The sequence below is a fragment of the Aquabacterium sp. TM01 genome (genome assembly GCF_057808345.1).
In genome coordinates this window covers 3,282,260-3,307,267 of sequence record NZ_AP046529.1, presented here as the reverse complement: position 1 = coordinate 3,307,267, position 25,008 = coordinate 3,282,260, and the positions used below count along the sequence as shown (strand labels likewise).

Annotated in this window: 22 protein-coding genes; 10 read left to right on the top strand and 12 right to left on the bottom strand. The window is 66.2% G+C overall.

The genetic code is table 11. The annotated features are described in order from the left end of the window. Positions 1–27: 27 nt before the first annotated feature. Entirely contained in the window at positions 28–660 is a 633-nt protein-coding gene (purN, locus tag AC3WW4_RS15300; protein ID WP_488829313.1) for a phosphoribosylglycinamide formyltransferase, read from the bottom strand. Between the two features lie 67 nt (positions 661–727). On the opposite strand from purN, the gene AC3WW4_RS15295 reads away from it, so the two are divergent. After that, positions 728–2,074 carry a tryptophan--tRNA ligase gene (locus AC3WW4_RS15295; RefSeq protein ID WP_488829312.1) on the top strand — a complete coding sequence of 449 codons (1,347 nt, stop codon included), beginning with the start codon at positions 728–730 and terminating at the stop codon, positions 2,072–2,074. A 31-nt stretch (positions 2,075–2,105) separates the two neighbouring features. Next, positions 2,106–2,591, top strand: a complete 486-nt coding sequence (locus tag AC3WW4_RS15290; protein ID WP_488829311.1) for a DUF1289 domain-containing protein — start codon at positions 2,106–2,108, stop codon at positions 2,589–2,591. Here the strand turns inward: AC3WW4_RS15290 and ppk2 are convergent. Beyond that, entirely contained in the window at positions 2,566–3,453 is an 888-nt protein-coding gene (ppk2, locus tag AC3WW4_RS15285; RefSeq protein ID WP_488829310.1) for a polyphosphate kinase 2, read from the bottom strand. The genes AC3WW4_RS15290 and ppk2 overlap by 26 nt on opposite strands. Positions 3,454–3,534: 81 nt before the next feature. Between ppk2 and AC3WW4_RS15280 the strand changes: the two genes are divergently transcribed. The 4 genes from AC3WW4_RS15280 (at position 3,535) to AC3WW4_RS15265 (ending at position 8,012) form a co-directional block, all read left to right on the top strand. Then, positions 3,535–5,343 carry a glutamine--tRNA ligase/YqeY domain fusion protein gene (locus tag AC3WW4_RS15280; protein ID WP_488829309.1) on the top strand — a complete coding sequence of 603 codons (1,809 nt, stop codon included), beginning with the start codon at positions 3,535–3,537 and terminating at the stop codon, positions 5,341–5,343. Between the two features lie 46 nt (positions 5,344–5,389). After that, on the top strand, positions 5,390–6,049 hold the full coding sequence (locus tag AC3WW4_RS15275) for a DUF1294 domain-containing protein (RefSeq protein WP_488829308.1): 660 nt from the start codon (positions 5,390–5,392) through the stop codon (positions 6,047–6,049). A gap of 51 nt (positions 6,050–6,100) precedes the next feature. Beyond that, positions 6,101–6,517, top strand: a complete 417-nt coding sequence (locus AC3WW4_RS15270) for a YbaN family protein (protein WP_488829307.1) — start codon at positions 6,101–6,103, stop codon at positions 6,515–6,517. 118 nt (positions 6,518–6,635) lie between these two features. Continuing rightward, the gene (locus AC3WW4_RS15265; protein WP_488829306.1) at positions 6,636–8,012 is read left to right on the top strand and encodes a sensor histidine kinase; all 1,377 of its coding nucleotides are present in this window, start codon (positions 6,636–6,638) and stop codon (positions 8,010–8,012) included. A 25-nt stretch (positions 8,013–8,037) separates the two neighbouring features. Here the strand turns inward: AC3WW4_RS15265 and AC3WW4_RS15260 are convergent, their stop codons facing one another. The 4 genes from AC3WW4_RS15260 to AC3WW4_RS15245 are packed head-to-tail and all read right to left on the bottom strand — an operon-like array spanning position 8,038 to position 12,953. Further along, on the bottom strand, positions 8,038–9,543 hold the full coding sequence (locus AC3WW4_RS15260) for an NYN domain-containing protein (protein ID WP_488829305.1): 1,506 nt from the start codon (positions 9,541–9,543) through the stop codon (positions 8,038–8,040). 59 nt (positions 9,544–9,602) lie between these two features. After that, complete coding sequence (gene ylqF, locus AC3WW4_RS15255) at positions 9,603–10,583, bottom strand: ribosome biogenesis GTPase YlqF (protein WP_488829304.1); 981 nt, start codon at positions 10,581–10,583, stop codon at positions 9,603–9,605. Positions 10,584–10,618: 35 nt separating this feature from the next. After that, positions 10,619–11,602, bottom strand: coding sequence for a tRNA dihydrouridine synthase (locus tag AC3WW4_RS15250; RefSeq protein WP_488829303.1), 984 nt, complete (start codon positions 11,600–11,602; stop codon positions 10,619–10,621). 10 nt (positions 11,603–11,612) lie between these two features. Then, a complete protein-coding gene (locus tag AC3WW4_RS15245; RefSeq protein WP_488829302.1) occupies positions 11,613–12,953 on the bottom strand; it encodes a M48 family metalloprotease in 1,341 nt (446 codons plus the stop codon). Between the two features lie 139 nt (positions 12,954–13,092). On the opposite strand from AC3WW4_RS15245, the gene AC3WW4_RS15240 reads away from it, so the two are divergent. Both AC3WW4_RS15240 and AC3WW4_RS15235 read left to right on the top strand, forming a co-directional pair. Further along, entirely contained in the window at positions 13,093–13,974 is an 882-nt protein-coding gene (locus AC3WW4_RS15240) for an HDOD domain-containing protein (protein WP_488829301.1), read from the top strand. Positions 13,975–14,034: 60 nt separating this feature from the next. Continuing rightward, positions 14,035–14,973 carry a DUF808 domain-containing protein gene (locus AC3WW4_RS15235; RefSeq protein ID WP_488829300.1) on the top strand — a complete coding sequence of 313 codons (939 nt, stop codon included), beginning with the start codon at positions 14,035–14,037 and terminating at the stop codon, positions 14,971–14,973. A gap of 60 nt (positions 14,974–15,033) precedes the next feature. Here AC3WW4_RS15235 and AC3WW4_RS15230 read toward each other — a convergent pair whose 3' ends face one another. The 4 genes from AC3WW4_RS15230 to minC all read right to left on the bottom strand — a co-directional run bounded on the left by AC3WW4_RS15230 (position 15,034) and on the right by minC (position 17,782). Beyond that, entirely contained in the window at positions 15,034–15,813 is a 780-nt protein-coding gene (locus AC3WW4_RS15230) for a ParA family protein (RefSeq protein WP_488829299.1), read from the bottom strand. A 96-nt stretch (positions 15,814–15,909) separates the two neighbouring features. After that, positions 15,910–16,170 (bottom strand): cell division topological specificity factor MinE, encoded by a 261-nt coding sequence (gene minE, locus AC3WW4_RS15225; protein WP_488829298.1) that lies wholly within the window; start codon positions 16,168–16,170, stop codon positions 15,910–15,912. A gap of 3 nt (positions 16,171–16,173) precedes the next feature. Continuing rightward, positions 16,174–16,989, bottom strand: a complete 816-nt coding sequence (minD, locus tag AC3WW4_RS15220; protein WP_488829297.1) for a septum site-determining protein MinD — start codon at positions 16,987–16,989, stop codon at positions 16,174–16,176. Between the two features lie 28 nt (positions 16,990–17,017). Further along, positions 17,018–17,782, bottom strand: coding sequence for a septum site-determining protein MinC (minC, locus tag AC3WW4_RS15215; RefSeq protein WP_488829296.1), 765 nt, complete (start codon positions 17,780–17,782; stop codon positions 17,018–17,020). A gap of 112 nt (positions 17,783–17,894) precedes the next feature. On the opposite strand from minC, the gene AC3WW4_RS15210 reads away from it, so the two are divergent. Further along, a complete protein-coding gene (locus AC3WW4_RS15210; protein ID WP_488829295.1) occupies positions 17,895–19,139 on the top strand; it encodes an MgtC/SapB family protein in 1,245 nt (414 codons plus the stop codon). 100 nt (positions 19,140–19,239) lie between these two features. Then, positions 19,240–20,442, top strand: a complete 1,203-nt coding sequence (locus AC3WW4_RS15205) for a hypothetical protein (RefSeq protein ID WP_488829294.1) — start codon at positions 19,240–19,242, stop codon at positions 20,440–20,442. A gap of 33 nt (positions 20,443–20,475) precedes the next feature. On the opposite strand, the gene AC3WW4_RS15200 is transcribed toward AC3WW4_RS15205, so the two are convergent. Beyond that, complete coding sequence (locus AC3WW4_RS15200; protein ID WP_488829293.1) at positions 20,476–23,043, bottom strand: YgiQ family radical SAM protein; 2,568 nt, start codon at positions 23,041–23,043, stop codon at positions 20,476–20,478. A gap of 134 nt (positions 23,044–23,177) precedes the next feature. Then, positions 23,178–24,980, bottom strand: a complete 1,803-nt coding sequence (locus AC3WW4_RS15195; RefSeq protein WP_488829292.1) for a hypothetical protein — start codon at positions 24,978–24,980, stop codon at positions 23,178–23,180. Positions 24,981–25,008: the final 28 nt, after the last annotated feature.

The following is a 25,008-nucleotide window of genomic DNA, read 5'->3' as shown; positions in this document are numbered from 1 at the left end:
CGGTGGGCGCCCCGGCCGTCACAGCACTCAGCCGCCCCAGCGTACCTGGGTGGCGCCTTGCAGCTGGCGCACCACGCCGTCGGTCACGCTCAGCTGGTCTTCCACCACCCAACGCACAGCCTGCGGGTAGATCACGTGCTCGTGCGTCAGCACACGGGCCGACAGACGGTCTTCCGTGTCATCGGCTAGCACCGGCACCGCGGCCTGCAGCACGATGGGGCCGTGGTCGAGCTCGGGCGTCACGAAGTGCACGGTGGCACCCGCCAGCTTGCAGCCGGCCTCGATGGCGCGCTGGTGCGTGTGCAGGCCCGGGAAAGCCGGCAGCAACGAGGGGTGGATGTTGAGCAGGCGGCCTTCGTAATGGCGCACAAAGCCCTCGGTGAGAATGCGCATGAAGCCGGCCAGCACCACCACATCGGGCTGGTAGCCGTCGATCACGCGGGCCAGTTCGGCATCGAAGGCCTCGCGGCTGTCAAAGGCCTTGTGGTCGACCACGGCGGTGGCGATGCCATGGCTGGCCGCAAACTGCAGGCCGCTGGCCGAGGCCTTGTTGCTGATCACCGCCGCGACGCGGGCGGGCCAGCCTTCACGCTGGCAGGCGTTGACGATGGCTTCCATGTTGGAGCCGCGGCCGGAGATCAGGATGACGATGTTTTTCATGCGGCCTAGAGTGTAGCGGGGGGCATCCTACAATTTGGCCCTTGTCCTGTCCTTCGTCTGCGCTCCCATGACCCAACGCGTTCTCACCGGCATCACCACCACGGGTACCCCTCACCTGGGCAACTACGTCGGCGCCATCCGTCCGGCCATTGCGGCCAGCCGCGAGCCGGGGGTCGAGAGCTTCTTTTTCCTGGCCGACTACCACGCGCTCATCAAGTGCGACGACCCGGCCCGCATCGCCCGCTCGCGCCTGGAAATTGCCGCCACCTGGCTGGCCGCCGGCCTGGACACCGAGCGCGTGACCTTCTACGCCCAGAGCGACATCCCCGAGATCACCGAGCTGAACTGGCTGCTGACCTGCGTCACCGCCAAGGGCCAGATGAACCGCGCCCACGCCTACAAGGCCTCGGTGGACGCCAACGTGGCCAAGGACGAGGAGCCGGACGCCAACATCAACATGGGGTTGTACTGCTACCCCATCCTGATGGCGGCCGACATCCTGATGTTCAACGCCCACCGCGTGCCCGTGGGCCGTGACCAGATCCAGCACATCGAGATGGCGCGCGATGTGGCCCTGCGTTTCAACCACCTCTACGGCGCGGGCAAGGACCTGTTCGTGCTGCCCGAGGCCGAAATCGAAGAGGCTGTGGCCACCTTGCCCGGCTTGGACGGACGCAAGATGAGCAAGAGCTACGACAACACCGTGCCCTTGTTCGAAGGCGGCCCCAAGGCGCTGCAACACGCGGTGGCCCGCATCGTCACCGACTCGAAGCTGCCGGGCGAGCCCAAGGACCCCGAGGGCGCCCACCTCGTCACCCTGTTCGACGCCTTTGCCGACGCCGCCCAGCGCGAGGCCTTCCGCGCCGACCTGCGTGCTGGCCTGGCCTGGGGCGAGGCCAAGCAGCGGCTGGTCGAGCTGATCGAAGTCCATGTGGGCCCGATGCGTGAGCGCTATGCTCACTTGGTGGCCCACCCCGAGCAGGTCGAAGCCGTGCTGCAGGCCGGTGCCGACAAGGCCCGTGCCCGCGCCACCCCTTTCCTGAAAGAGCTGCGCCATGCCGTGGGCCTGCGCCGCATGGTGGCCTCGGGCGCCGTGGAGGCCCAGTCGCACACGGCTCACAAGGCCGAGCTGGCCGTGTTCAAGCAATACCGCGAGGCCGATGGCCAGTTTTACTTCAAGCTGACCACCGCCCACGGCGACCTGCTGCTGCAAAGTCAGGCCTTTGCCGAAGGCCGCGCGGCCGGGGGCTGGGTCAAGCGCTTCAAGACCGAAGGCGCTGCGCCTTTGGCCGAAGCCCCCGTGAGCCTGGCCGAAGGCGTCAGCCGCGAAGCCGTCGCGTCCGCGCTGGCAGCCCTGCAAGCCCACGAGGCCGACGAGCTGGCCGCCAAGGCGAGCAAGGCGGCCCAGGCCTGAGGGCCGGAGCCCGCTGCTGAACCCTGTCGCCATGGCTGGCATCCACCGTACCGACATTGAGGCTGCGCTGCACTGGTGGCACGGCCGCGATGTGCCGGTCGCAGGTTGGACGCCGCAGGACGCAACTGCGCAGTTGAGCACCTTGCTGGCGCTGCTCGACCAGCATCAAGAAGTGGAGTGTGACGAGGCCAGCATGCCCGCGCAGTTCCACGGCCCATGGCTGGCCTGGTACGACAGCCTGCCCGACACGCCCTGCATCGCCATCTGCTCGACCAGCCAGGGCGACGCCCTGTGCAAAGGCTGCGGCCGCACCTTTGCCGAGGTGCAGCACTGGCCCGAAATGAGCCCCGCCGAGAAGCGCGCCACCTGGCGACGCATCACGGCCGAAGGCACGGCCTGGCGTTTCAACCGCTATGCGGAGCGGGCCCAGGAGAGGAGCCAGTCCCAACCTGCCGCTCCGGACGCGGACGGCACCTGCTCGCCTGCGCCCCTCAATCCGCCGGCTTCGGCAGCTTGAACGAGACAATCGGTTTCAGGGGCCCTTTGAAGGACTCCTGGGTGGGCTTGCCAGGCAGGGGCGGGAAGTCGATGGTCTGCTCAGGCACCTGGGTGTCGGGCAGGTGATCAAGCAGGTGGCGGATCAGGGTCAGGCGCCCCAGCTTTTGGTCATTGAAGTCCACGAGCGTCCACGGGGCCTGCTTGGTGTGGGTGGCCTCCAGCATGCGATCGCGGGCGCGGCCATAGTCTTCGTACTTTTCACGCGCGACCAGATCAATCGGTGACAGCTTCCAGCGCTTGAGCGGGTCTTCGCGGCGTTCGGCAAAGCGTTCTTCCTGCTGGGCCTGGTCCACCGTGAGCCAGTACTTGAAAAGCAAGATGCCATCGTCCACCAGCAGCTGCTCGAACACCGGGGCCTGCTTGAAGAAGTGCTCCGTGTCCTGTGGCTTGCAAAACCCCATCACGGTTTCCACGCCGGGGCGGTTGTACCAGCTGCGGTCAAACAAGGTGATCTGCCCGGCGGTGGGCAGGTGCGGCACATAGCGTTGGAAATACCACTGCCCTTGCTCCTCTTCGGAGGGCTTGCTCATGGCCACCACATGGCACTGGCGCGGGCTCAGGCAATCGGCGATGGCGTTGATGGCGCCACCCTTGCCGGCGGTGTCGCGACCTTCAAACAGCACGACCAGACGTTTGCCGTGGTGGGCCAGCCAGCGCGCCATGCCGTTGAGTTCGATCTGCAAGGGCTCCAGCAGATCCTCGTAGTCCTTCTTGCTCAAGGTGCCCGGCTCCTTGCCGTTCTTGCCGGCTTTGCCGTTGCCCTTGTCGCTGGCCTTGCTGCTGCTGTCCTTGCTTTTGCCCTTGTCTTTGCCGTTGCCCATGGTGGTCGAGAGTGCAGGTGAACAGGGTTTCCTTATAGCGCGCACAGCCTCATCTGACCAGGGGCCCCGTAGAATCGAGGGATGAACGCCCCGACCGACGACAACACCCCCGCCAAGTCCAGCAACTTCCTGCGCGCGATCATCGACCGCGACCTGGAACAGGGCACCTACGCCAGCCGCCGCTGGGCCGGCACCCCGGGCGATGCCGCCCACCACGCCGCCGGCGAGCCGGACCCGGCCAAGATCCGCACCCGCTTCCCGCCCGAGCCCAATGGCTACCTGCACATCGGCCACGCCAAGAGCATCTGCCTGAACTTCGGGCTGGCGCGTGACTATGGCGGCGTCTGCCACCTGCGCTTTGACGACACCAATCCCGAGAAGGAAGAGACCGAATACGTCAACGCCATCATCGATGCGGTGAAGTGGCTGGGCTTTGACTGGCAATCGAACTTCAACGGCCAGGCGCAAGAGCACTTCTACTACGCCAGCAACTACTTCGACTTCATGTACCGCGCCGCCGAGTACCTGATCGAAGCCGGCCTGGCCTATGTGGACGAGCAGACGCCCGAAGAGATGCGCGCCAACCGAGGCGACTTCGCCACCCCCGGCAAGGACAGCCCGTTCCGCAGCCGCACCCCGGCCGAAAATCTGGCGCGCTTCCGCGAGATGCGCGACGGTCAGCACGCCGATGGCAGCATGGTCTTGCGCGCCAAGATCGACATGGCCTCGCCCAACATCAACCTGCGTGACCCGGCCATCTACCGCATCCGCCGTGCGACCCACCACAACACGGGCGACAAGTGGTGCATCTACCCGATGTACACCTTCGCGCACCCCATCGAGGACGCGCTCGAGCAGATCACCCACTCGATCTGCACACTCGAATTCGAAGACCAGCGCCCGTTCTATGACTGGCTGCTGGTGCGTCTGGCCGAAGGTGGCCTGCTGCAGCAGCCCACGCCGCACCAGTACGAGTTCGCGCGCCTGAACCTCACCTACGTCATCACCAGCAAGCGCAAGCTCAAGCAACTGGTGGACGAAGGCACGGTGAGCGGTTGGGACGACCCACGCATGCCCACCATTGTCGGCCTGCGTCGCCGTGGCTACACGCCCGAGTCGCTGCAGCTGTTTGCCGAGCGCATTGGCGTGACCAAGTCCGACAGCTGGATCGACTACAGCACGCTCGACATCGCCCTGCGTGACGACCTGGAAAACAAGGCGCACCGCGGCATGGTTGTGCTCGACCCCGTCAAGCTGACCCTGAGCAACTGGGACGAAGTGATGGGCGCCGGGCATCTGGAGCCTTGCGCGCTGCCGGCCTTGCCGCATCCGCCAGAAGGCCAGGAAGCCCCGACGCGTCACTTCTCGATCGGCAAGGAAGTGTGGATCGAGCGCGAGGACTTTGAAGAAGTGCCGCCCAAGGGCTACAAGCGCCTGTTCCCGGGCAACAAGGTGCGCCTGAAGGGCGGCTACGTCATCGAGTGCACGGGCTGCACCAAGGATGCCGACGGCCGCGTCACCGAGGTGCTGGCCGCCCTGGTGCCCGACACCAAGAGCGGCACGCCCGGCGCCGACTCGGTCAAGGTCAAGGCCGCCATCACCTGGGTGGGCGTGGCCGATGGCGTCGCTGCCGAGGTGCGCATTTACGACCGCCTGTTCACCGACCCACAGCCCGATGCCGGCGGCAAGGACTTCCTGGCCGCGCTGAACCCGGACAGCAAGAAGGTGGTCACAGCCTACGTCGAGCCTTCGCTGGCCGCCGCGCAGCCTGATCAGAAGTTCCAGTTCGAACGCCACGGCTACTTCGTCGCTGACCGCCTGGACCATCAGCCTGGCAAGCCTGTGTTCAACAAGATCACGGGCCTGAAGGACGGCAATTGGGCCAAGTGATCACGGCTTGAGACACACCAGGGGCTTCGGCCCCTTTTTTTACATCATGAACAAGACAGGCAAAGTGATCCGTTGGGAGGTGGACCGTGGCTTCGGTTTCATCCAAGGCGCGGCAGGGACGCAGGACGTGTTCTTCCATGTGAAGGATGTGCAGCGGGGCTGGACGCCCCAGGTGGGGCAGCTTGTGATGTATGAGCTGGTCCATGTGGGCGGCAAGGGCCCGCGTGCCGTGGCGGTGCGAGAGATGGTGTCGCGCACCCGCGATCGGGTGCCGACGTCCACGCCCGCCGCCACGCCAGCGCGGCGCAGAGCGCCCCCCGAAGCTCGCCCGCCGGCGCCTCGGGATCCGTGGTTGCGGCCGATTCTGCTGGCCGCCTTGCTCTGGGGCGCCGTGCTGGGCTGGGCCAGTGCCACGCAGCGCCTGCCTGCCTGGGTGGTGCCCGCGTGGCTAGGGCTCAATGTCTGGACCTTTGTCGTCTACTGGCGCGACAAGTGGGCGGCGCAGAAGGGGCAATGGCGCATCCCTGAAAAAACCCTGCACCTGTGGAGCTTGCTGGGTGGCTGGCCAGGGGCGCGGATCGCCCAGCAGATGCTGCGCCACAAGTCTCGCAAGGCGGCCTTCCAGGCCACCTACTGGGTCACGGTGCTCGCCCATGTCGCGCTTGGGGTCGGCTTGCTGTACCAGGGCGCCCTCGTGCTGAGGTGAGCCTGTGGGCGTACGCGCTGGCCGTCACACGGCTGGGTGACAATGCTCGGCATGCCCACGCCTGAGCCCGCCCTGTCATCGGACCGCATCTCGGCCCGTGCCCGCCTGCAGCGCGCCTTGCTGGTGGGGGCGGGTCTGCTCTCGTTGCTGCTGGGTCTGCTGGGAGCGGTGTTGCCAGGCCTGCCCACCACGCCCTTCGTGCTGCTGGCCGCCGCCTGTTTTGCCAAAGCCTCGCCACGCTTGCACCAATGGTTGGTGCAGCACCGCTGGCTGGGCCCGATGGTGCGTGACTGGGAGGCGCACCACACCCTGCCGCTGCGCATCAAATGGCTGGCCTCGGGGATGATGGCCTTGATGGTGGGCGTGTCCGCTTGGCAACTGGCCGAGCGGCCCGGGGTACAGGCGGCGGTGCTGATCGCCGGCCTGATCGGCTGCGTCGTCGTTTGGCGCATCCCCACGCGGCGTTGAAGGTCGCGGGTCTTTCAGCGTGGGTGTATCCCCCATTTGGGTGGGGTGCGAGGGAAAAGCCGACCGCTTGGCGCGAAGAATGCGACGACACTGACTGTCTGAATTTCTCGGTCACAGCATGCCTCCATTGACGTTCTCGGAAGGTTTCGCGATTGCCGCCGGTTTGGTGCAGTTGTTCGTTGCCGCAGTTTTTTTACGTTTTCGCCATGGCCGTCCGGAGTGGGGCTTGGGCTGGTGGGGTGTCACCTATCTGGCCGCCGGCATCATGAACACCGCCGCACCGGTGCTGCTGGCCGCCATGCATTCGCCGCTGGGAGATGGCTTCCAGCTGGTCACTTTGGTGCTGGGCTTCTCGACCATGGGGGCGTTGGTGGCGGGTGGTCGCCTGTACACCGGGCATGCGCGGCCCGGCCCCTGGGCCGCCTTCGGCTTGACCTGGCTGGCTTACCTGAGCCTGATCGCGGCCCGTCCCTTGTGGCCAGGGTACGAAAACCTCATGGCCAATGCGCTGACCGCCCTTGTCTTTGCCTATCTGGGGTCCCTGAGCTTCGGTGCGATGCGCCGCGAGCCTGGGGCCGGGCATGGCATTGCGGCGGCCATGTTGTGTCTGTACATCCCGATGGTCGCGGGGGCGGCCGCGCTGGGCCTGAACCAGGTCGAGCTGCGGTATTGGTCGGCGGTGCCCTTTGCTTTGGCCGGGATGGGCGTGATGTCGGGCACCATGGGGCGCATGCGCGCACACCTGCGTGACCTCAATGAGTCGCTGGAGCAGCGGGTGCTGGAGCGCACCCGCGAGATGCGCGAGATCATCGCCTCGCTCGAGTCCTTCAACAGCATGGTGTCGCACGACCTGCGCGGGCCTTTGGGCGGCATGTCGGGCCTGTCGGGGGTGGCCCTGTCTGCGCTGGAAGTGGGGGACATCCCACGCGCCCGTCGCCTGTTTGAAGCTGTCCAGAAGCAGTCCGCGAACCTGTCCGATCTGGTGTCCGACCTGCTGGCGCTGGCGCGCGTGGTCAACGTCGAGGTGCGCTGTCAGCCGGTCGCTCTGGAAGCCCTGGTCGAGGAGTCGGTTCAGCAGCTGGAACTGTCTCACGGTGAGGGGCATGCTCGCCCAGTGCAGGTGGCACCTTTGCCGGTGGTGCACGGCGATAAGGCCTTGTTGCGCCAGGCCCTGATCAACCTGCTGGGCAATGCCTTGAAGTTCTCACGGCGCGCGGACCAGCCGCAGGTGCGGGTGTGGGCCGAGACGCACGACGGCGGGGTGAAGGTGACCGTGCAGGACAACGGCGTGGGTTTTGATGCGGCGCGGCGCTCGGATCTGTTTGCGCCTTTCAAGCGCCTGCATGAGGACCGCGAATTCGAAGGCACCGGTCTGGGGCTGACGCTGGTGCAGCGCATCGTGGCGCGACACGGCGGCCGTGTGGGCGCCGAAAGCCAGGTGGGGCAGGGCGCCACATTCTGGTTCTGGCTGCCGGACACCGAGTCGGCCACCTGAAGGGGCTGAGGGCCCCTTCGGCGACTCAAGCGTCTTCGCTGGGCGCGCTGGTCTTGCGCGCACGCGGGGCGGCCTTCTTGGCCGGTGCCCGTCGGGTTTTCTTGGCTGCAGGTGCTGCCTTGGGGGCGGCTGCGGTATCGGGTGCTTCAGCGCGCGCGGCGGGGGCATCGGCCACCACCGGGGCGGGCTCAGGCGCTGCGACGCGAGGGGCTTCGGCCGTGGCGGCGTCGGCCTTGCCGCGACGGGTCGTCGTGCCGGCGCGTCCACCGCGGCTGCGGCGACGTGCCTCGCCCGCTTCCCCAGTGCTGGGTACCTGCTCAGGTGCGCTCAAGACAGGCTCTGCGGCCGTGCGGGGCTCCTGAGCGGGCGCCGCCGAGGTGGACACCGACGTTTCAGCCTGAGGGGCCTCCTGGGCAGGCGTCGGCACGGGCGCGGTCTCGCGTGACGGGCTCCGTGCGCCGTCCCCGGCTTCACCGCGGTCACGGTCGCGGTCACGGCCGCGTCCACGACGGCGTCCGCGCCCTTCACCCTCACGCGTGCTGGTGCGGCCGGCTTCGCCACGCGGTTCGCGTTCCGAGACGACGGCCTCTTGTGCGGGCGCGCCGTGCTCATCGCTGGTGTCGGTCGGTGCAACCAGCTCGGTATGGCCGTTGTCAGCCAGGTCTTCGGCCAACGCTTCAGGGCTCAAGGCCTCGGGCAAGGCGATCAGGCCGGTGCCGCGGAACACGAAGGCGCTCGACTTCTCATCGCGACCAAATTCCAGCAACCCGCGGGCCTTGGCCTCTTCCAGCAGGTTGCCGAAGGTGCGAAAGCCGTAATAGTTCTCGTTGAAGCCGGGGTTGCGGCGCTTGATGGCTTCCTTGAGCACCGAGGCCCAGATCTTGCCGCCTTCGTCGCGGTCGGTGACCAGCGCTTCGTAGGTTTCCAAGGCCATTTCCACCGCCTTGGTGCGGCGGGCATCCAACTCGGCGCGGCGGCGTTGCTCTTCCTCGGGCGTGCGCTTGACGGCGGGCTGGTTGTTGCGCGTGTTGCGACGGGCGTCCACGCGGGCGCTCTCACGCACCAAGTCGTCGTAGAAGATGAACTCGTCGCAGTTGGCCGTGAGCAGGTCGGACGTGGACTGCTTGACGCCCACACCGATCACGTACTTGGCGTTCTCGCGCAGCTTGGAGACCAGCGGTGAAAAGTCCGAGTCGCCCGAGATGATCACGAAAGTGTTGACGTGCGACTTGGTATAGCAAAGGTCAAGCGCGTCCACCACCAGGCGGATGTCGGCCGAGTTCTTGCCCGACTGGCGCACGTGCGGAATTTCGATCAGCTCAAAATTGGCCTCGTGCATGGCGGCCTTGAAACCCTTGTAGCGCTCCCAGTCGCAATAGGCTTTCTTGACGACGATGCTGCCTTTGAGCAGCAGGCGTTCCAGCACGCGCTTGATGTCGAACTTCTCGTAATTGGCATCGCGCACGCCGAGTGCGACGTTTTCGAAGTCGCAAAACAGCGCCATGCTGATGTGTTCAGGGGTGGAAGCCATGAAGGTCCTTGTGTGGGTGGATCAGGGCATGAGCCTCGGGCACGCGGCCACGGGAAGGCTCAGGCCTCATCGTCGGGTTCGTTGAATTCGTCGGCGGGCGCGGTGGTGGCCGGGCCCTTCTTTTTCTTGTGCAAGCGCGCTGCCTTCTTGCGCTGCCGCTCCACTTCCAGCGCCACCCCTTCGGCCCACCACACCTCGAACTCGTCGGGAGATTCGAGGGTGATGCGGCCCATGATGGCGCTGCGGAAGTCGTTGAGCACGATCTCGGCCGCCTTGGTCAGGTTGACGCGTCCACCGCTCATGACGGCACCGCGCTTGCGCCCGATGAGTTCCAGCAGCACGTCGTCGTGCAGGCCGGGAATGGCGCTGGCATCGTCGAGCTTGTAGCGCGCGGCCAGCAGCTCAGGATAAGGCCCTTTGAGGCGGCTCAGCAACTCCAGCGCCACCTCTTCCTCGTCGTAGGCATTGCGGCCCACGGCCCCGCTGGCGGCCAGGTGGTAGCCGCTGCGCTCCACCGTGATCTTGGGCCACAGCATGCCGGGCGTGTCGAACAGGTAGAAGTCGCTGGCCAGGTTGATGCGCTGCTCGATGCGTGTCACGCCCGCTTCGTCGCCGGTCTTGGCGGCCTTCTTGCCCACCAGGGTGTTCATCAAGGTGGACTTGCCCACGTTGGGGATGCCGCAGATCAGCACGCGCAAGGGCTTGTCCATGCCGCCCCGGTTGGGGGCCAGTTCGCGGCAGGCCTTGATCAGGCGCTGGGCCGGGGCGGTGTCGCTGGCGTCCAGTGCGATGGCACGGGTGTCGGGCTGGGCGTTGTACCAGGCCAGCCAGGCCTCGGTGCGCACCGGGTCGGCCAGGTCCTGCTTGTTGAGCACCTTGAGCTTGCGGCGATGGCCGGTGAGCTCGGCCAGCATCGGGCTGGCGCTGGAGCCGGGCAGACGGGCGTCGAGCAACTCGATCACCACGTCGATGTCCTTCATGCGTTCGGTGATGGCTTTTTTGGTCACGTTCATGTGACCGGGGAACCATTGGATGGCCATCGGGCAGGGGCTTTCTTCTTGTGTGCGGGTGAGGTTCAGGCGGCAAGCCGGTCCGGGGCGTGCAGCGCGGTCAGGTGCGTCTGCAGCCAGTCCGTCATCAGCCGCGAATCGGTGACCGTGCGCAGAGCCTGGTACGCGGTTTCGGCCTGAGGATAACGCCGCCGCAGGTAATTGAGCCATTGTTTCATGCGCCCGGTGCGTGCGCGCGGCTCGATGCGCGTTTGCACCAGCTCCCAGAACTGCCACAACACCGGCTGCAGCGTCTCCCAGGTGGGCGCATGGGCGTCCGGGGTGAGGCCCTGCTCGGCCAGGATGGCCAGCGCCAGGCCGGGGTCGGCGACGATGCCGCGGCCCAGCATCAGGTCGGTGCAGCCCGACACGGCGATGCAGCGGCGCGCATCGGCCACCGTCCAGATCTCACCGTTGGCGACGACCGGGATGCTCACGCACGCCTTCACATCGGCGATGCGATCCCAATAGGCGGGCGGGCGGTAGCCATCGGCCTTGGTGCGGGCATGCACCACCAGCTCGTCGGCCCCGCCTTCGGCGATGGCGCGGGCGCAGTCCTCGGCTTGCGCATCGTCATCGAACCCCAGGCGCATCTTGGCGGACACCGGCATGTCGGCCGGCACGGCACGGCGCACCTCGCGCACGATGCGGTGCACCAGTTCGGGCTCCTGCAACAGTGCCGCGCCGCCCCCGTGGCGGTTCACCACCTTGGCCGGGCAGCCGAAATTCAGATCAATGCCGGCCGGGCCCAGCGTGGCCAGGAAAGCCGCGTTGTCGGCCAGGCAGATGGGGTCGGAGCCGAGCAGCTGCGCCCGAACGGGCACGCCCGCCGCCGTGCGGCTGCCCTGTCGCAGTTCAGGGATGACGCGCACATAGGCCCGCTCGGGCAGCACGGCATCGGTGACGCGGATGAACTCGGAGACGCAGCGGTCGAGCCCGCCCACCCGGGTCAGGGCATCGCGCAGCGTGAAATCGAGCAGGCCCTCCATGGGCGCGAGCAGCAGGGCCATGTCGACGATTTTACTTCGCGTAGCCCCAGGCTTTGAGCCGTGTGTAGGCGTGCTGAGAGGCATCGCCAGCGCGCACCTGCTTCAGGTAGCCCGCATAGTGCTGCGCCGCCTGCTCGCGCTGTCCCATGGCCTCCAGCGACACGCCTTTGAGAAAGAGCACGCCGCTGTCACCCGGCAGCAGGCGGTCAAAGGTGTTGAGCGCCTGCAGAGCCGCTTGCGGGTTGCGCTGTTGCAGCGACAGCGAGGCCAGCAGCTTGTGCGACTGCGCTTCCTGCGGGTAGATGTTGCGGGCGTTGTCGACATAGGCGCGGGCGTCGGCCGCCTTGCCCTGGGCTTGCAGGCACTGGGCCATGCGCAGGTTGGCTGCATAGTCGCGGGGCGCTTGCTTCAGGGCGGTGAGGAACTGGCCAGAGGCCTCGTCGAGCTGGCGGGCCGACATCGCACTCTCGCCCTTCTGGCAAGCCTGGATCGCAGGCTTGATCTGGCGCAGCGGGGCCGTGTTGTCCATGAAACGCTCACGTCGCGTCGTGGCCTTCAGGCTACTGGCGTACGTGGTCTCGGCCGCTTCACGCGCGCGGTCGCGCCGCTCGGTGCTCATCGGATGCGACGAGAACATCGTGGCCAGGGTCGAGGGCGCTTCTTTCTCTTCACCCACCAGCATCTCGTGCAGGCGGGTCATGCCCGTGGCCGGGTAGCCGGCCTGCACCATGTAGGCCTGCCCCAGGGCATCGGCCTCGTGCTCGTTGCTGCGCGAGTAGTTGGCCAGCAGCGCGCTGGCGCCCACCTGGCTGCCCAGGCCGATCAAGGGTGCCCAGCCGGAATTCTGCGCAGCGGCACTCACGCCAGCCATCACCGTTTGCACGATCATGGACTGGCCTTGACGCTGCGCTGTGTGGCGGGCGTTCACATGGCCCAGCTCATGCCCCAGCAGGGCCGCCAGCTGGGCCTCGTCGTCCATGTCGACCATGATGCCGCGCGTCACCCCCATCGCCCCACCCGGGAAGGTGTAGGCGTTCACGTAGTTGGCGTTGAGCACCCGGTAGGAGTAGGGCATGTTCGGGCGGTGGCTGACGCTCTGCAAGCGCTGCCCGACCTCGCTCACATAGGCATTGACCGGCGCGTGCTGGATCGCGCCCAGGTCTTGCGAAAACTGGTGGGGCGCCTGCTGCTGGTCCACCGCTTGCTCCTGGGCCTCGCTCATGCCCACCAGGATGCGTTCGCCGGTCACGGGCGAGACCGCGCAACCCTGCAGCGAGGCGGTTGCAGCGCCAAACAGCCAGATCGCGTCGCGGCGGCTCAGGCGGTTACGGGCCAGTCGCTCGGCCAGGGCATGAGGATGCAGCTCAGACATGGTCGCAATGCGCACAATGCGCGAGTTGGGTTTAGAAAACGAAGGCGGGACGGCTACGATGACAGCCGTGTCCACGTTGGAGGCGCTGCGCCGTCTGACAAGGGGCGCCGACACTGATTTCGCAGAACCTCAACGCCACATGACTTTCGCCTCGCCCGCCACGCGCACCAGTGACATTTTGCTGGAACTGGACAGCGCCCGTAAAAGCGGCCCTTTGCAGCACATTGTCATCCCGCCTTGCCCGCAGTTGTTGACCCGCCTTCAGCAGGTGATGGCCGAGCCTGAGCCTGATCTCAATGAGGTGGCGCGCATTGCTGGCAGCGATGTGGCCATGTCGGCCACCTTGCTGCGCTGCGCCAACAGCCCGGTGTACAACGTGGGCCAGCCGGTGCAGACCATCGGCCAGGCCATGAACCTGCTGGGACTGGATGAAACCGCCACGGTCATGACCCGCTTTTTGGCCCAGCGTGCCATCCGCGTCAACCACCCGGCCTTGCAGCGCTTTTGGGAGCGCTCGGCCAAGCGGGCCGTGGCCATGGCCTTCATGGCGCGGCACTTGCCGGGCATGTCGGCCGATGTGGCCCACACCTATGGCCTGTTCTGCCACGTCGGGCTGCCGGTGCTGGTGCAAAGTGTCAAGGGCTACCCTTCCACCATGGTGGAGGCTGCGGCCCGCATCGACCGCTCCTACGTGGCGACCGAGAACGCCAACCACCGCACCGACCATGCCGTGGTGGGCGGGCTGGTGGCCCGCGTGTGGCGCCTCTCGCCCACCGTGGCCGCGGCCATCCGCCTGCACCACGACCTGTACGCCATTGGTGAAGGACGCATTGACCCGGATGTGCACACCCTCATCGCCGTGGGCCTGCTGGCCGAGTTGCTGATGCGCCGCCACGAGGGCCTGGACCCCGATGCGGATTGGCACGCCCATGGCGAGGCGGCCATGGCCTGGCTGCACCTGTCCATGCAAGAGCTGCTGAGCTGGGAAGACGAGTTGCGCGACAGCCTGGACGCTCTGTGAGGCCGCACTGAGATTGGCGCGGCGCCACCCCATTCAAACAAAAAAACGGAGAGACATACCATGGCAGGTACCAGTTTGCTGATCCTGATCGATGACATCACCCTGATGCTCGATGACGTGGCGGCCATGTCCAAACTGGCTGCCAAGAAGACCGCGGGGGTGCTCGGCGACGATCTGGCGCTCAACGCCCAGCAGGTCACCGGCATCCGCGCCGAGCGCGAGCTGCCGGTCGTGTGGGCCGTGGCCAAGGGCTCGGTGCGCAACAAGGTGATCCTGGTGCCGGCGGCCCTGGCCATCAGCGCGTGGTTGCCCGTGGCCGTGACCCCGCTGCTGATGATCGGCGGCGCCTACCTGTGCTTCGAAGGGGTGGAAAAGCTCGCCCACCCGCTGCTGCACAGCTCCGAGGAGGATGTCGCCCATCACGAGGCGCTCAGCGCCGCGCTGAAAGACGAGTCCGTGGACCTGGTGGCCTTCGAGCGCGACAAGATCCAGGGCGCGGTGCGCACTGATTTCATCCTCTCGGCCGAGATTGTCGCCATCACCTTGGGCACCGTCACGGCGGCCTCGTTCACCCAGCAGTTGCTGGTGCTGTCTGGCGTGGCCTTGCTGGTCACGGCAGGCGTCTACGGCCTGGTCGCGGCCATCGTGAAGATGGACGATGTGGGCCTGTACCTGCAGCAACGCGGTGGCGCGCTGAAAGCCGCCGTGGGCCGGGGCTTGCTGGCCGCCGCACCGGTGATGATGAAGACGCTGTCCGTGGTGGGCACCGCCGCCATGTTCCTCGTGGGCGGTGGCATCGTGCTGCACGGCCTGCCCGGGGCGCACGACGTGATGCACGGCATCGCGCACGCGGCCGGCACCGTGCCGGGGGTGGGCGGCTTGCTGGAGGCAATCACGCCCACCGTGCTCGATGGGGTGGGCGGGGTGATCGTGGGGGCGGTGACGCTGGCTCTGGTGACGCTGGGGCAGCGCCTGTGGCGCCTCGTCCGGCGCGCTTGAGGCAGCGCTGCTGATGCGAGGGGGCGAAGCGGTGCCTTGCTGTGCCTGTTGTGGCCGCGCTCAGGCCGCTTCGCGGGCAGCCAGCGCCTCGTGCAAGGCGATCATTTCCTGCGTCAGCTTGTGACGGGCGTCCAGGTGGATCATGGGGCGCGCCTGCTGGTGTGATTCCTTGATTTTCACTGAGCTGCTCAGATAGGGCTGCAGCACGGGCAGGCCCTCGTCGATCAGCTCCTGCACCAGCTTTTGGGGCAGGGTGGCGCGCGGCTGGAATTGGTTGACCACGATGCCGGCCACCTTCAACTCGTCGTTGTGGTCGGCGCGGATCTCCTGCACATTGTCGAGCAGGGTGTAGAGCGCGCGGCGCGAGAAATCGTCGCAGTCAAACGGGATCAGGCAGCCTTGCGCGGCGATCAGCGCCGAGCGCGTGTAGAAGTTCAGCGCCGGGGGCGTGTCGATGTAGATGCGCTCGTAGGTGTCGGCCAGCTCGGCCAGCGCATCGCGCAGCTTGTAGATCTTGTAGCGCGACTCGAGCTTGCTGTGCAACTCATCCAGGCTGGGGTGCGAGGGCATCACATCCAGCCCATCCCACGGCGTGCCCACCACATAGGCGTCGGCCCCCTTGGGGCGGGCGCTGAACTTGAGCGTCTGGTCGAAGAACTCGGCCGCGCTGACCTCGGCGTCTTCCTGCGGCCCCCCCAGCAGGTACTGCGTGGAGTTGCCCTGCGGGTCCAGGTCGATGACCAGGGTGCGCAGGCCCTGTGCGGCGCTGATGGCGGCCAGGTTGCAGGTGATGGTGGACTTGCCCACTCCACCCTTCTGGTTGAAGACGACGTAACGCATGACCCGAATCCCTCGTGACGCAATGACAGTGCCTATTGTGCACTGCAACAAGACCAGGGCGACAGCCGGACACGCCGGCCGTCGCGATCCATGCCGTCAGCGGGTGCCGTCGGGCAGTTCGATCTTCACTTCCAGCACTTCCAGGTCGTCCTGACGCTCCAGGTTCACCTTGATGTCATCGGCATTGATGGACACGTACTTGGAGATGACCGCCACCAACTCGCGCTGCAAATCGGGCAGGTAGGTGGGGCTGGCCGAGCGCCCATTGCGCTCGTGCGCGAGGATCAGTTGCAGGCGTTCCTTGGCCACGGTGGCCGTCTGCTTCTTCTCGCCGAGGAAAAAGTTGAGGAATCCCATGACTCACTTGCCTCCGAACAGGCGCTTGAAGAAACCGGGCTTCTCGGCTTCCACGAAACGCAGGGGCTTGTCCTGCCCCATGAAACGGTCGATCACGTCGCTGTAGGCCTCGGCCACATCGGTGCCCTTCATGTGGATGGCCGGGATGCCCTGGTTCGAGGCATTCAGCACCGTCTCCGACTCGGGGATCACGCCGATCAGCTTGACCTTGAGGATATCGTGCACGTCGTCGAGCGAGAGCATCTGACCGCCTTCGACCCGGTTGGGGTTGTAGCGGGTGATCAGCAGGTGTTCCTTGATCGGCTCGGCACCATCTTGCGCCCGCTTGGTCTTGCTGTTGAGCATGCCCAGGATGCGGTCGGAGTCGCGCACGGATGAGACTTCGGGGTTGGTCACCACCACGGCCTCGTCGGCAAAGTGCATGGCCATCAGCGCGCCAGTTTCGATGCCGGCGGGCGAGTCGCAGATGATGTACTCGAAGTCCATCTTCTCCAGATCACGCAGGACCTTCTCGACGCCCTCTTGCGTCAGGGCTTCCTTGTCGCGGGTCTGCGAGGCGGCCAGGATGAACAGGTTGTCACACTGCTTGTCCTTGATGAGGGCCTGGTTGAGGTTGGCTTCGCCCTGGATCACGTTGATCAGGTCGTACACCACCCGGCGCTCGCAACCCATGATCAGGTCGAGGTTGCGCAGGCCGACGTCAAAGTCGATGACGGCGGTCTTGTGGCCACGCAAAGCGAGGCCGGCTGCAAAGCTGGCGCTGGTGGTCGTCTTGCCAACGCCCCCCTTGCCGGAGGTCACCACGATGATCTTGGCCATGTCTGGCGGTCCTTTCAGATGCGAGTAATCAGAGAGCAATGGGGTCGAAAACCAGGCGCTCACCCTCCAGACGGATTTGGGCAGGCTTGCCCGTCACGTCGTCGGGCAGCGGGTTGTCGGTGGTGCGGTAGGTGCCGGCAATCGACAGCAACTCCGGCTCCATGCAGGTGGAAAAAATGCGGGCTTCGGTGTTGCCCTTGGCGCCGGCAATGGCCTTGCCGCGCAGGGGCGCATACACATGGATGGAGCCGTCGGCAATGACCTCGGCGCCATGGTTGACGGCCGCGAGCACGATCAGGTCGCCGCCCTTGGCATAGACCTGCTGGCCTGAGCGCAGCGGTTTGTCGATGAACATGGTGCTGGCGGCCATGGGCACGTGCACGGGCACTTCCACTGGCACCTCGCGGATCACCTCGCGTACGACTTCCTGCACGACCGTTTCCACGCGGGCGGCATGCGCATGGCTTTCCGGGGCTTCGATCAGGCCGGCCTCCTGGGCCGAGTGGGTCTGGGCCACGGTGCCCCCGCGCACGGCGATGACCTTGAGCTTGAAGCGGGCCAGCAGCGCGATCAGCTCGGCGAAGTTGACGTGCAGGTCGAGGCTGGCGAGGTGGCTGAGGTCGATCACCACGGGCTCGCCATTGAACAGGTCGGGGGTGCTGCCAAAACGCTCTTCGAGCGCCTGGGCCAGCGATGTCAGGTTGGCCGTGCGGAGCAGGAAGGCTTCCAGGGAGAGCGTGGCGCTCTTGAAATCAAACAGGGCGGAGGCGTTTCCGGGGGAGGCGGCAGACATGGACGACAGGCACGTGGAAAGACCGCAGTTTAAGGCAGCACAGGGCACTTCCTGACCCCGATCCCCCCTGGACGGGCCATACTGGCAGCGATGGCATGAAGGAGCACGCGAGGTGGACGGTTTTTCTCTGTCACCGGCCCAGATGGGGCTGGCGGTGGCGCTGGGTTGTGGTCTGTTGATCGGGCTGGAGCGTGAACGTCGCAAGGGGACCGGGCACGATCGGGCCGCGGCCGGTTTGCGCACCTTCGCCGTGGTGGCTTTGCTGGGCGCGATCGCCCAGATCGTGTCGGTGTGGCTGTCCGCCGTCGCGCTGGGCAGCGTGGCCGTGATGGCGGCCTTGTCCTACTGGCGCTCGCGTGACGACGACCCGGGCATCACCACCGAAATGTCGCTGATTGCCACCACCTTGATTGGCATGATGGCCGTGTCCGAGCCCGTGCTCTCGGCCGCGTGTGCGGCCTTGCTGGCCGGGGTGTTGGCCGCACGCGACCGTTTGCACCACTTCGCCCACACCTGGCTGAGTGAAAAAGAGCTGTACGACGGCCTGTTGCTGGCGGCCCTGGCGCTGGTGTTGCTGCCGCTGATGCCCAGTGAGCCGGTGAGCTGGCTGGGCGAGTTGTCGCCTCAGCGCGGCCTCATGCTGCTCATCGTCATTCTGGTGCTGCAAGGCGCCAGCCACGTGGCCCAGCGCCTGTTGGGCGCCCGCTCGGGTCTGGCGGTATCGGGCTTTCTGGGGGGATTCGTGTCGAGCACGGCCACCATTGGCGCCATGGGCAGCTTGGCTCGTCAGCGCGAGGTGCCTTTGCGCATGACGCTGTGCGCGTCCATTCTCTCCACAGCGGCCACCTGGATGCAGATCGTGCTGATGATCCTGGTGGTGGCGCCGTCGGCCCTGTCGGTGACTCTGCCCTTGATGGCTGTGGGCGTGGCCCTGCCGTTGTCCTTGGGGGCGCTGCTGTGGCAACACGGTGGGGGCGAGACGGTGGCTGCCTCGGGTCAGGGGGGCGTGCTGCGCCTGCGTGAGGCGGTGATGGTGGCGTTGCTGCTGGTGGGCGGGGCCATCGTGGTGAGTTATGCGCAAAAGCAGGGCGTGGGCGGCTTGCTGCTGGGCACCGGGGTGGCCGCCATTGCCGATGCCCAAGCGCCCATGGCCAGTCTGCTGGCCATGTATGGGGCGGGCACCTTGCCGGCAGGCCATCTGTTGATGGGCTTGATGGTGGCCTTGACGGTCAACAGCACCACCCGGGGCTCGGTGGCCTGGGTGTCGGGCGGTTGGCGATTCGGCGTGGTGGTGTCGGGCGCGCTGGCCCTCAACATGGCGATGGGGTGGGCGTGGGTGGCGTGGTTCATGCTTTGATCTGAGGCAGCCAGGCCGCGCCAACCATTAAAATAAACAGAACAATCAGGCGGGCGTGGCCGCAGCGGCGCGTTGGCACACATCAAGCACAGGGGCAGGGATGGCACACGAACAAGACAGCGACCGCCGTGACGGCTGGGGTGGCCACACGCAGGTCGCCACACAGATCATGGAAGAGCAGGCGCCGGCGCAGGCCTTGCGCGATCTGGGCAAGCAGGTGTCACCCACTTTGCGCGAGCTGTTTGTGGTGTGCGATCCGTCCGAGGCCCTGCGACAGCATTTCGAGCTGGGCGTGGCCCCCTTCGTGCTGCTGCACGACCTGGGCACCGGGGCAGGGCACAGCTTTTTGCAGGGTTTGAGCGAGCGCTCGGGGTGGCGCTTGCAGACCTTGAGCATCCGACGTCAGGGTTTTGGCACGGTGCTGGCTTCGCTGACTTACCTCGACTGTCCGCTGGCTTCCGGGACGCTGCGGGTCTACCTGAGTGCGGTGCAGGCCGAGCCGCGCGAGCAGTTGGCCTTGCGCCGGCAGTTGAACGGGGCGGCCACGGCCCATGTGCTCATGGGAGCCCTGCAGCCACCGCCCGATGTGGCAGCTCGTGTGGCTGCCTGGCGGGACGAGTTGCTGGCCGCGCACCCCTATGGCCCGTTGGCGGTGCTGGCGCTGCCACAGGTGCGTGACCCTGACTGGATGATGAGCCTGTCGGCCCTGGCGCGCACCTCGCGTTGGCAGGTGGAGGTCGGGCCGGCCAGCCAGACCGTGGCGGCCAACTGGACGCTGATGGCGACCTACTGGAACCGGCTGGCGCAAGCGGCCACGCCCGGGGCGGTGCCACAGATCGATCGACTGACCCTGTCCTGGACGCCCGAGGCGCCACCGGCACCGCGCGCGCCGACCCCGATGCCGGTGGTGAGTGGCGCAGGGGTGTCGGCTGCCCCGCTGGGCTTGGCGGCGCACCTGAACGCGCTGCTCCCGCAGACCGGGGCCCTGCGTGCCTGTGTTTTCGCGCTGACCAACCGGGAGGTGTGGGCACAGACCGACGGGGCCGATGGCGTGGCGATGGCCGAGCAGGGGCATGCCCTGCTGGTGGCCGTGGGCCGCATCGGCCACAGCCTCACGCTGGGCCGCTCGGTGCGCGAAGCCCATGTCTCACTGGGTGAGGCTCAGGTGCTGTTGCGGGCCACCCGCCTGCGCAGCGGGGGCGTGCTGATGCTCATTCTGCCGCGGGATGCAGACATCGCCCGCGTGAGAGCGCGCGTCCAGCAATACGAGGGTCAGGCCCTGCCGACACGCACCCTGCCCTGAACCCGGAGGCCGCATGTCGCGGCCCCGCTGGTCTTAACGGGCTTTCTTGCCGCCGCGCGGGGCCATCGGCTTGCCCGCAGGGCGGGCGTCGCGGCTGGAGACCTGTTGCTGACGCGGGGGCAGTCCCGTGTGTTGGGTCAGGATCTGACCGGGGCGGGGCGCCGTTTTGCCGGCCGGGCGACCTGAGCTGGGCGGCAGATTGCGCGGATCGCGCTCGGCGCCGTGGGCTTGGGCCTGGCTGCCTCGCCCCTGGCCTGCTGCACGCCCCACGGTCACCACCGAGGTCTTGGTGCCCGACTTGGTCGAGTTTTTGCGGCGCGCACTTTCGTACGTTCCGTCGGTGCTCGGCTGGTAGGTGGGGATCAGATGGCTGGGCGTGTTGCCGATCAGGTCGCCGCGGCCCATGTCTTTCAGCGCCTCGCGCAGCAGCGGCCAGTTGTTGGGGTCGTGGTAGCGCAGGAAGGCCTTGTGCAGGCGGCGACGCTTCTCGCCCTTGACGATGTCCACCTTCTCGCCCTTGTTGTCCAGACGGCTGATGCCCTTGAGCGGGTTCAGACCGGAGTGGTACATCGCCGTGGCCGTGGCCATGGGGCTGGGGTAGAAGGTCTGCACCTGGTCGGCCTTGAAACCGTTGCGCTTGAGCCAGACGGCCAGGTTCATCATGTCGTCATCGGTGGTGCCCGGGTGGGCCGCGATGAAGTAGGGGATGAGGTACTGCTTCTTGCCGGCTTCTTCGCTGAACTGCTCGAACATCTGCTTGAAGCGGTCATACGTGCCGATGCCGGGCTTCATCATCTTCGACAATGGGCCGGACTCGGTGTGCTCGGGCGCGATCTTCAGGTAGCCGCCCACGTGGTGGGTTACCAGCTCTTTAACGTACTCGGGCGCACGCACGGCCAGGTCATAGCGCAGCCCGGAGCCGATCAGGATCTTCTTGACCCCGGGGATGGCGCGGGCACGGCGGTACATGCGCACCAGCGGGCCGTGGTCGGTGTGCAGGTTCGAGCAGATGCCGGGGTAGACGCACGAGGGCTTGCGGCAGGCCGCCTCGATGGCCTTGGAGGCACAACCCAGGCGGTACATATTGGCCGTGGGGCCACCCAGGTCGGAGATGACGCCGGTGAAGCCCTTGACCTTGTCTCGGATGTCTTCGATCTCTTTGAGCACCGAGGCCTCGGAGCGACTCTGGATGATGCGGCCCTCGTGCTCGGTGATGGAGCAGAAGGTGCAGCCGCCGAAGCAGCCGCGCATGATGTTCACGCTGAAGCGGATCATGTCCCAGGCCGGGATCACGGCGTCGCCGTATTTCGGGTGCGGCGCGCGGGCGTAAGGCAGGTCGAACACCAGGTCCATCTCGGCCGTGGTCAGCGGGATGGGGGGCGGGTTGATCCAGACGTCCCGGGCGCCGGGGCCTTCGCCATGGCGCTGCACCAGCGCGCGGGCGTTGCCGGGGTTGGTTTCGAGGTGCAGCACGCGATTGGCGTGGGCGTAGAGCACCGGGTCGTCTTTGACCTGCTCGTAGGCGGGCAGGCGGATCACGGTGCGCTCGCGCGGGGGCAGGGCGATCTTGCCGCTGCGCTCGGGCAGGGCCGCGGCTTTGCTGCTCAGTGCCGGGTTGCGCACGATCTGGATGGGCTTGGCGCTGCCGCGCAGGTCGGCCTGGGCCGATGAGGGGGCTGCTTGACCGGCTTGGACCGCACCCGTTTGCGCGGGCACCTTCCCCGAACCCTGCAGCGGATCGAAGGCGCCGGCCTCCTCCATCGCGCAGGTTTCGCCCTTTTCAGCGGCCAACTGCCCGGTGGTCAGGTAGGGATTGATGTGCTGGTCGATGCGGCCGGGCTGGTCCACTTCGGTGGAGTCCAGCTCGAACCAGCCCTCGGCCGTCGGGTCGTGGCGGCGGCGCAGGAAGGCGGTGCCGCGCACGTTGGTGAGGCTTTCGATCGGCTCGCGGGCGGCCAGGCGGTGGGCCACCTCAATGATGGCGCGCTCGGCGTTACCGTAGAGCAGCAGGTCGGCCTTGGCGTCCATCAGGATGCCGCGGCGCACCTTGTCCGACCAGTAGTCGTAGTGGGCGATGCGGCGCAGCGAGGCCTCGATGCCGCCCATGATGATGGGCACGTCCTTGAAAGCTTCACGGCAGCGCTGGGCGTACACGGCAGAGCAGCGGTCGGGGCGCGCGCCGCCCTGGCCGCCGGGCGTGTAGGCATCGTCACTGCGGATTTTGCGATCGGCCGTGTAGCGGTTGATCATCGAATCCATGTTACCGGCCGCCACGCCCCAGAACAGATTGGGCTTGCCCAGCACCTTGAAGGGCTCGGCGCTCAACCAGTCGGGCTGCGAAATGATGCCCACGCGAAAGCCCTGGTTCTCCAGCACGCGGCCGATCACGGCCATGCCGAAGCTGGGGTGGTCTACATAGGCGTCGCCTGTCACGATGATGACGTCGCAGCTGTCCCAGCCCAGCGCGTCCATCTCGGCACGGCTGGTGGGCAGAAACTTGGCCGGACCGAAACGCTTGGCCCAGAACGGCTTGTAGCTGTCGATGGGCTTGGCGCTCGGCATGGCGGGAGCAGCAGGAGACGCGACGGTCAGATCGGACATGGGCAGGCGCGAAAGGGGGCAGGCGGGCAACCCGCTATTGTCGCTTGTCAGGCTTTGAGAGAAGCCACATTCTGAGAAAGGGCAATGCGCCGTGTGGATCTGGCTGTCTGAACCGAACCAGTCAGGCCCGCTGGTCAATCGCTGGTCAGCAGCTGAGGCCAGCCGTTGATGGTGATGCTTGTTTCGGCAGCGACACCAGTCTTGTCACCCAGGAGTGTGGCGCTGAACGCCACGCCGGCTGGCACTGTGTAGGCGATGTCCTCCCCCGCCGGATTCCAGACGATCAGCTCGGTCGTGCCGGTGGCGACGCGCTGTAGGGTAACGACCCAAGGTTGGCCGTCAGCGGCTGGGGTGCTCACAGCTTTGATCGTGGTGCCTGTCAGCCACTTGGCCATCGTCTCGTAGGCCACGCCCGCAGCGGTTTTGGTGTAGTTGTTGCTGCCCTCGCCATCGAGTTCGCGGGCCAGCGTCACCGCGTTGCCTCGCAGATCCCAGCTGTAGTAGTAGCTGCGGTCAACGCCAGCGATGGAACTCAACAGCAGGTGGCGAGCCACGTATGGGGCGCCTTTGGCGTCATCGGGTTGGTCCTCTGGGGTGGAAGATGCGAGATAGCCCGATTCGGTGTTCCAGATGGGCTTGGCGGACAGGTTGTGACGCGCCAGGATGTGCTTCAGGTTGAGCACCCCATGCTCTTTGATGAAGAGCATTTCAGGCCCATTGGGCGCGCCGTTACCGCCGGTGCCCACCAAGTGTTGGTCGATGTATTCGTCGTAGGCATGAATGGCAATGACATCGGCATATTTGCCGCCGCCCAGCCCCAGGAACTCGTCAACGAAATCCAGTTTGTAGGTGTAGAGCGTCGGCGAAAGCACTGTCAGGCTCTTGTTGTTGGTCTTGATGATGCTATAGGCGTCTTGGCTCAGGTCCACCAGGTACTTGGTGTAGTCCGTCGGACGACGCAGGTTGAACAGGGCGCACCCATAAGGCTCATTCCAGATCTCCCAGTGCTTGATGCGGCCGTTGGCTTTCTTGACGACTGCAGAAACCATGTTCTTCCAGACCGTGCGGCTGATGGGAGGTGCGCCGCTGCCCGGACCGTACGGGCTGCATCCGGTGTATTGGCCTGCCGCATCGGCCGAGGCCCAAGTGGGGATGTTGCCGCCCAGGGTCATGATCAGATCGGCTCCGTTTTGTTGCGCTCTGGCAATGCGGGCTTCAAACATCGTCCAATTGGCTTTGCTCAGGTCTGAGGTCGGAAAGATGTCTCGCATCTGAATACCTTTGCCATCCCAGGTGCGATCGGCACCGAGCGTGTCGCTCAGGTCAGGCCAGCGCAGGTCCCGATGGGTGTGGGTGCCAAAGAAGCTCCTGGTCACGCTGTGGCCCGTGCGGGCGATGGCATTCGTGGAATCTGACTCCGTGATGCTTGCGTTGTCCAGCCAGATGGTGCCGGGCTCCTTAGGAAGGACGAACAGGCCTGCGGCCACATTCGAGTCCGTCAGCGGCGTATCAGCGGTGACGGTGACGGGTTTCCAGGAGGTGCCGATGGTTTGGGAGGCAACTCCGTAGGTCGTGTAGGGCGGGTCGTTCAGGCGTAGTTGCACCATCACCTCTTGTGGCTGACGCGCTCGAAGGTAGACCGTGGCTGAATACGCTTTGCCGCTCTTCATGGTGAAGGGGGCGGTCAATTGGGGGGTGACGTTGATGCTCTTGATGGACAAGCTGGCTGTGCCCGCATACCGGGTGGACGAATCCATTGCATAGGCAATCGCCGCGCCGTTTACCTCCTTCCAACAAGAGTTGTCCACCCAGCCTGGTACGAGCGAGCCGGACACGGTGGGGCCGGAAACGTTCCAAGAACAGAGGTCAGCAGGAATGCTGATGGCACCGGAATCAAAGGAGCTGGACAGTATTTGTTGTGCGGTGGCCGTCTGCATGCACAACACAACTGCCGTGACACAAGCC

Excerpts from the sequence above, each read along its gene's own strand:
- AC3WW4_RS15260 (WP_488829305.1), bottom strand. The coding sequence starts at position 9,543 with ATGGCTTCCACCCCTGAACACATCAGCATGGCGCTGTTTTGCGACTTC.
- AC3WW4_RS15200 (WP_488829293.1), bottom strand. The coding sequence starts at position 23,043 with ATGTCCGATCTGACCGTCGCGTCTCCTGCTGCTCCCGCCATGCCGAGC.
- minD (WP_488829297.1), bottom strand. The coding sequence starts at position 16,989 with ATGGCCAAGATCATCGTGGTGACCTCCGGCAAGGGGGGCGTTGGCAAG.
- AC3WW4_RS15235 (WP_488829300.1), top strand. The coding sequence starts at position 14,035 with ATGGCAGGTACCAGTTTGCTGATCCTGATCGATGACATCACCCTGATG.
- purN (WP_488829313.1), bottom strand. The coding sequence starts at position 660 with ATGAAAAACATCGTCATCCTGATCTCCGGCCGCGGCTCCAACATGGAA.
- AC3WW4_RS15205 (WP_488829294.1), top strand. The coding sequence starts at position 19,240 with ATGGCACACGAACAAGACAGCGACCGCCGTGACGGCTGGGGTGGCCAC.
- AC3WW4_RS15290 (WP_488829311.1), top strand. The coding sequence starts at position 2,106 with ATGGCTGGCATCCACCGTACCGACATTGAGGCTGCGCTGCACTGGTGG.
- minE (WP_488829298.1), bottom strand. The coding sequence starts at position 16,170 with ATGGGATTCCTCAACTTTTTCCTCGGCGAGAAGAAGCAGACGGCCACC.
- AC3WW4_RS15195 (WP_488829292.1), bottom strand. The coding sequence starts at position 24,980 with ATGCAGACGGCCACCGCACAACAAATACTGTCCAGCTCCTTTGATTCC.
- ppk2 (WP_488829310.1), bottom strand. The coding sequence starts at position 3,453 with ATGGGCAACGGCAAAGACAAGGGCAAAAGCAAGGACAGCAGCAGCAAG.
- AC3WW4_RS15240 (WP_488829301.1), top strand. The coding sequence starts at position 13,093 with ATGACTTTCGCCTCGCCCGCCACGCGCACCAGTGACATTTTGCTGGAA.
- minC (WP_488829296.1), bottom strand. The coding sequence starts at position 17,782 with ATGTCTGCCGCCTCCCCCGGAAACGCCTCCGCCCTGTTTGATTTCAAG.
- AC3WW4_RS15280 (WP_488829309.1), top strand. The coding sequence starts at position 3,535 with ATGAACGCCCCGACCGACGACAACACCCCCGCCAAGTCCAGCAACTTC.
- AC3WW4_RS15275 (WP_488829308.1), top strand. The coding sequence starts at position 5,390 with ATGAACAAGACAGGCAAAGTGATCCGTTGGGAGGTGGACCGTGGCTTC.
- AC3WW4_RS15230 (WP_488829299.1), bottom strand. The coding sequence starts at position 15,813 with ATGCGTTACGTCGTCTTCAACCAGAAGGGTGGAGTGGGCAAGTCCACC.
- AC3WW4_RS15250 (WP_488829303.1), bottom strand. The coding sequence starts at position 11,602 with ATGGCCCTGCTGCTCGCGCCCATGGAGGGCCTGCTCGATTTCACGCTG.
- ylqF (WP_488829304.1), bottom strand. The coding sequence starts at position 10,583 with ATGGCCATCCAATGGTTCCCCGGTCACATGAACGTGACCAAAAAAGCC.
- AC3WW4_RS15265 (WP_488829306.1), top strand. The coding sequence starts at position 6,636 with ATGCCTCCATTGACGTTCTCGGAAGGTTTCGCGATTGCCGCCGGTTTG.
- AC3WW4_RS15245 (WP_488829302.1), bottom strand. The coding sequence starts at position 12,953 with ATGTCTGAGCTGCATCCTCATGCCCTGGCCGAGCGACTGGCCCGTAAC.
- AC3WW4_RS15295 (WP_488829312.1), top strand. The coding sequence starts at position 728 with ATGACCCAACGCGTTCTCACCGGCATCACCACCACGGGTACCCCTCAC.
- AC3WW4_RS15270 (WP_488829307.1), top strand. The coding sequence starts at position 6,101 with ATGCCCACGCCTGAGCCCGCCCTGTCATCGGACCGCATCTCGGCCCGT.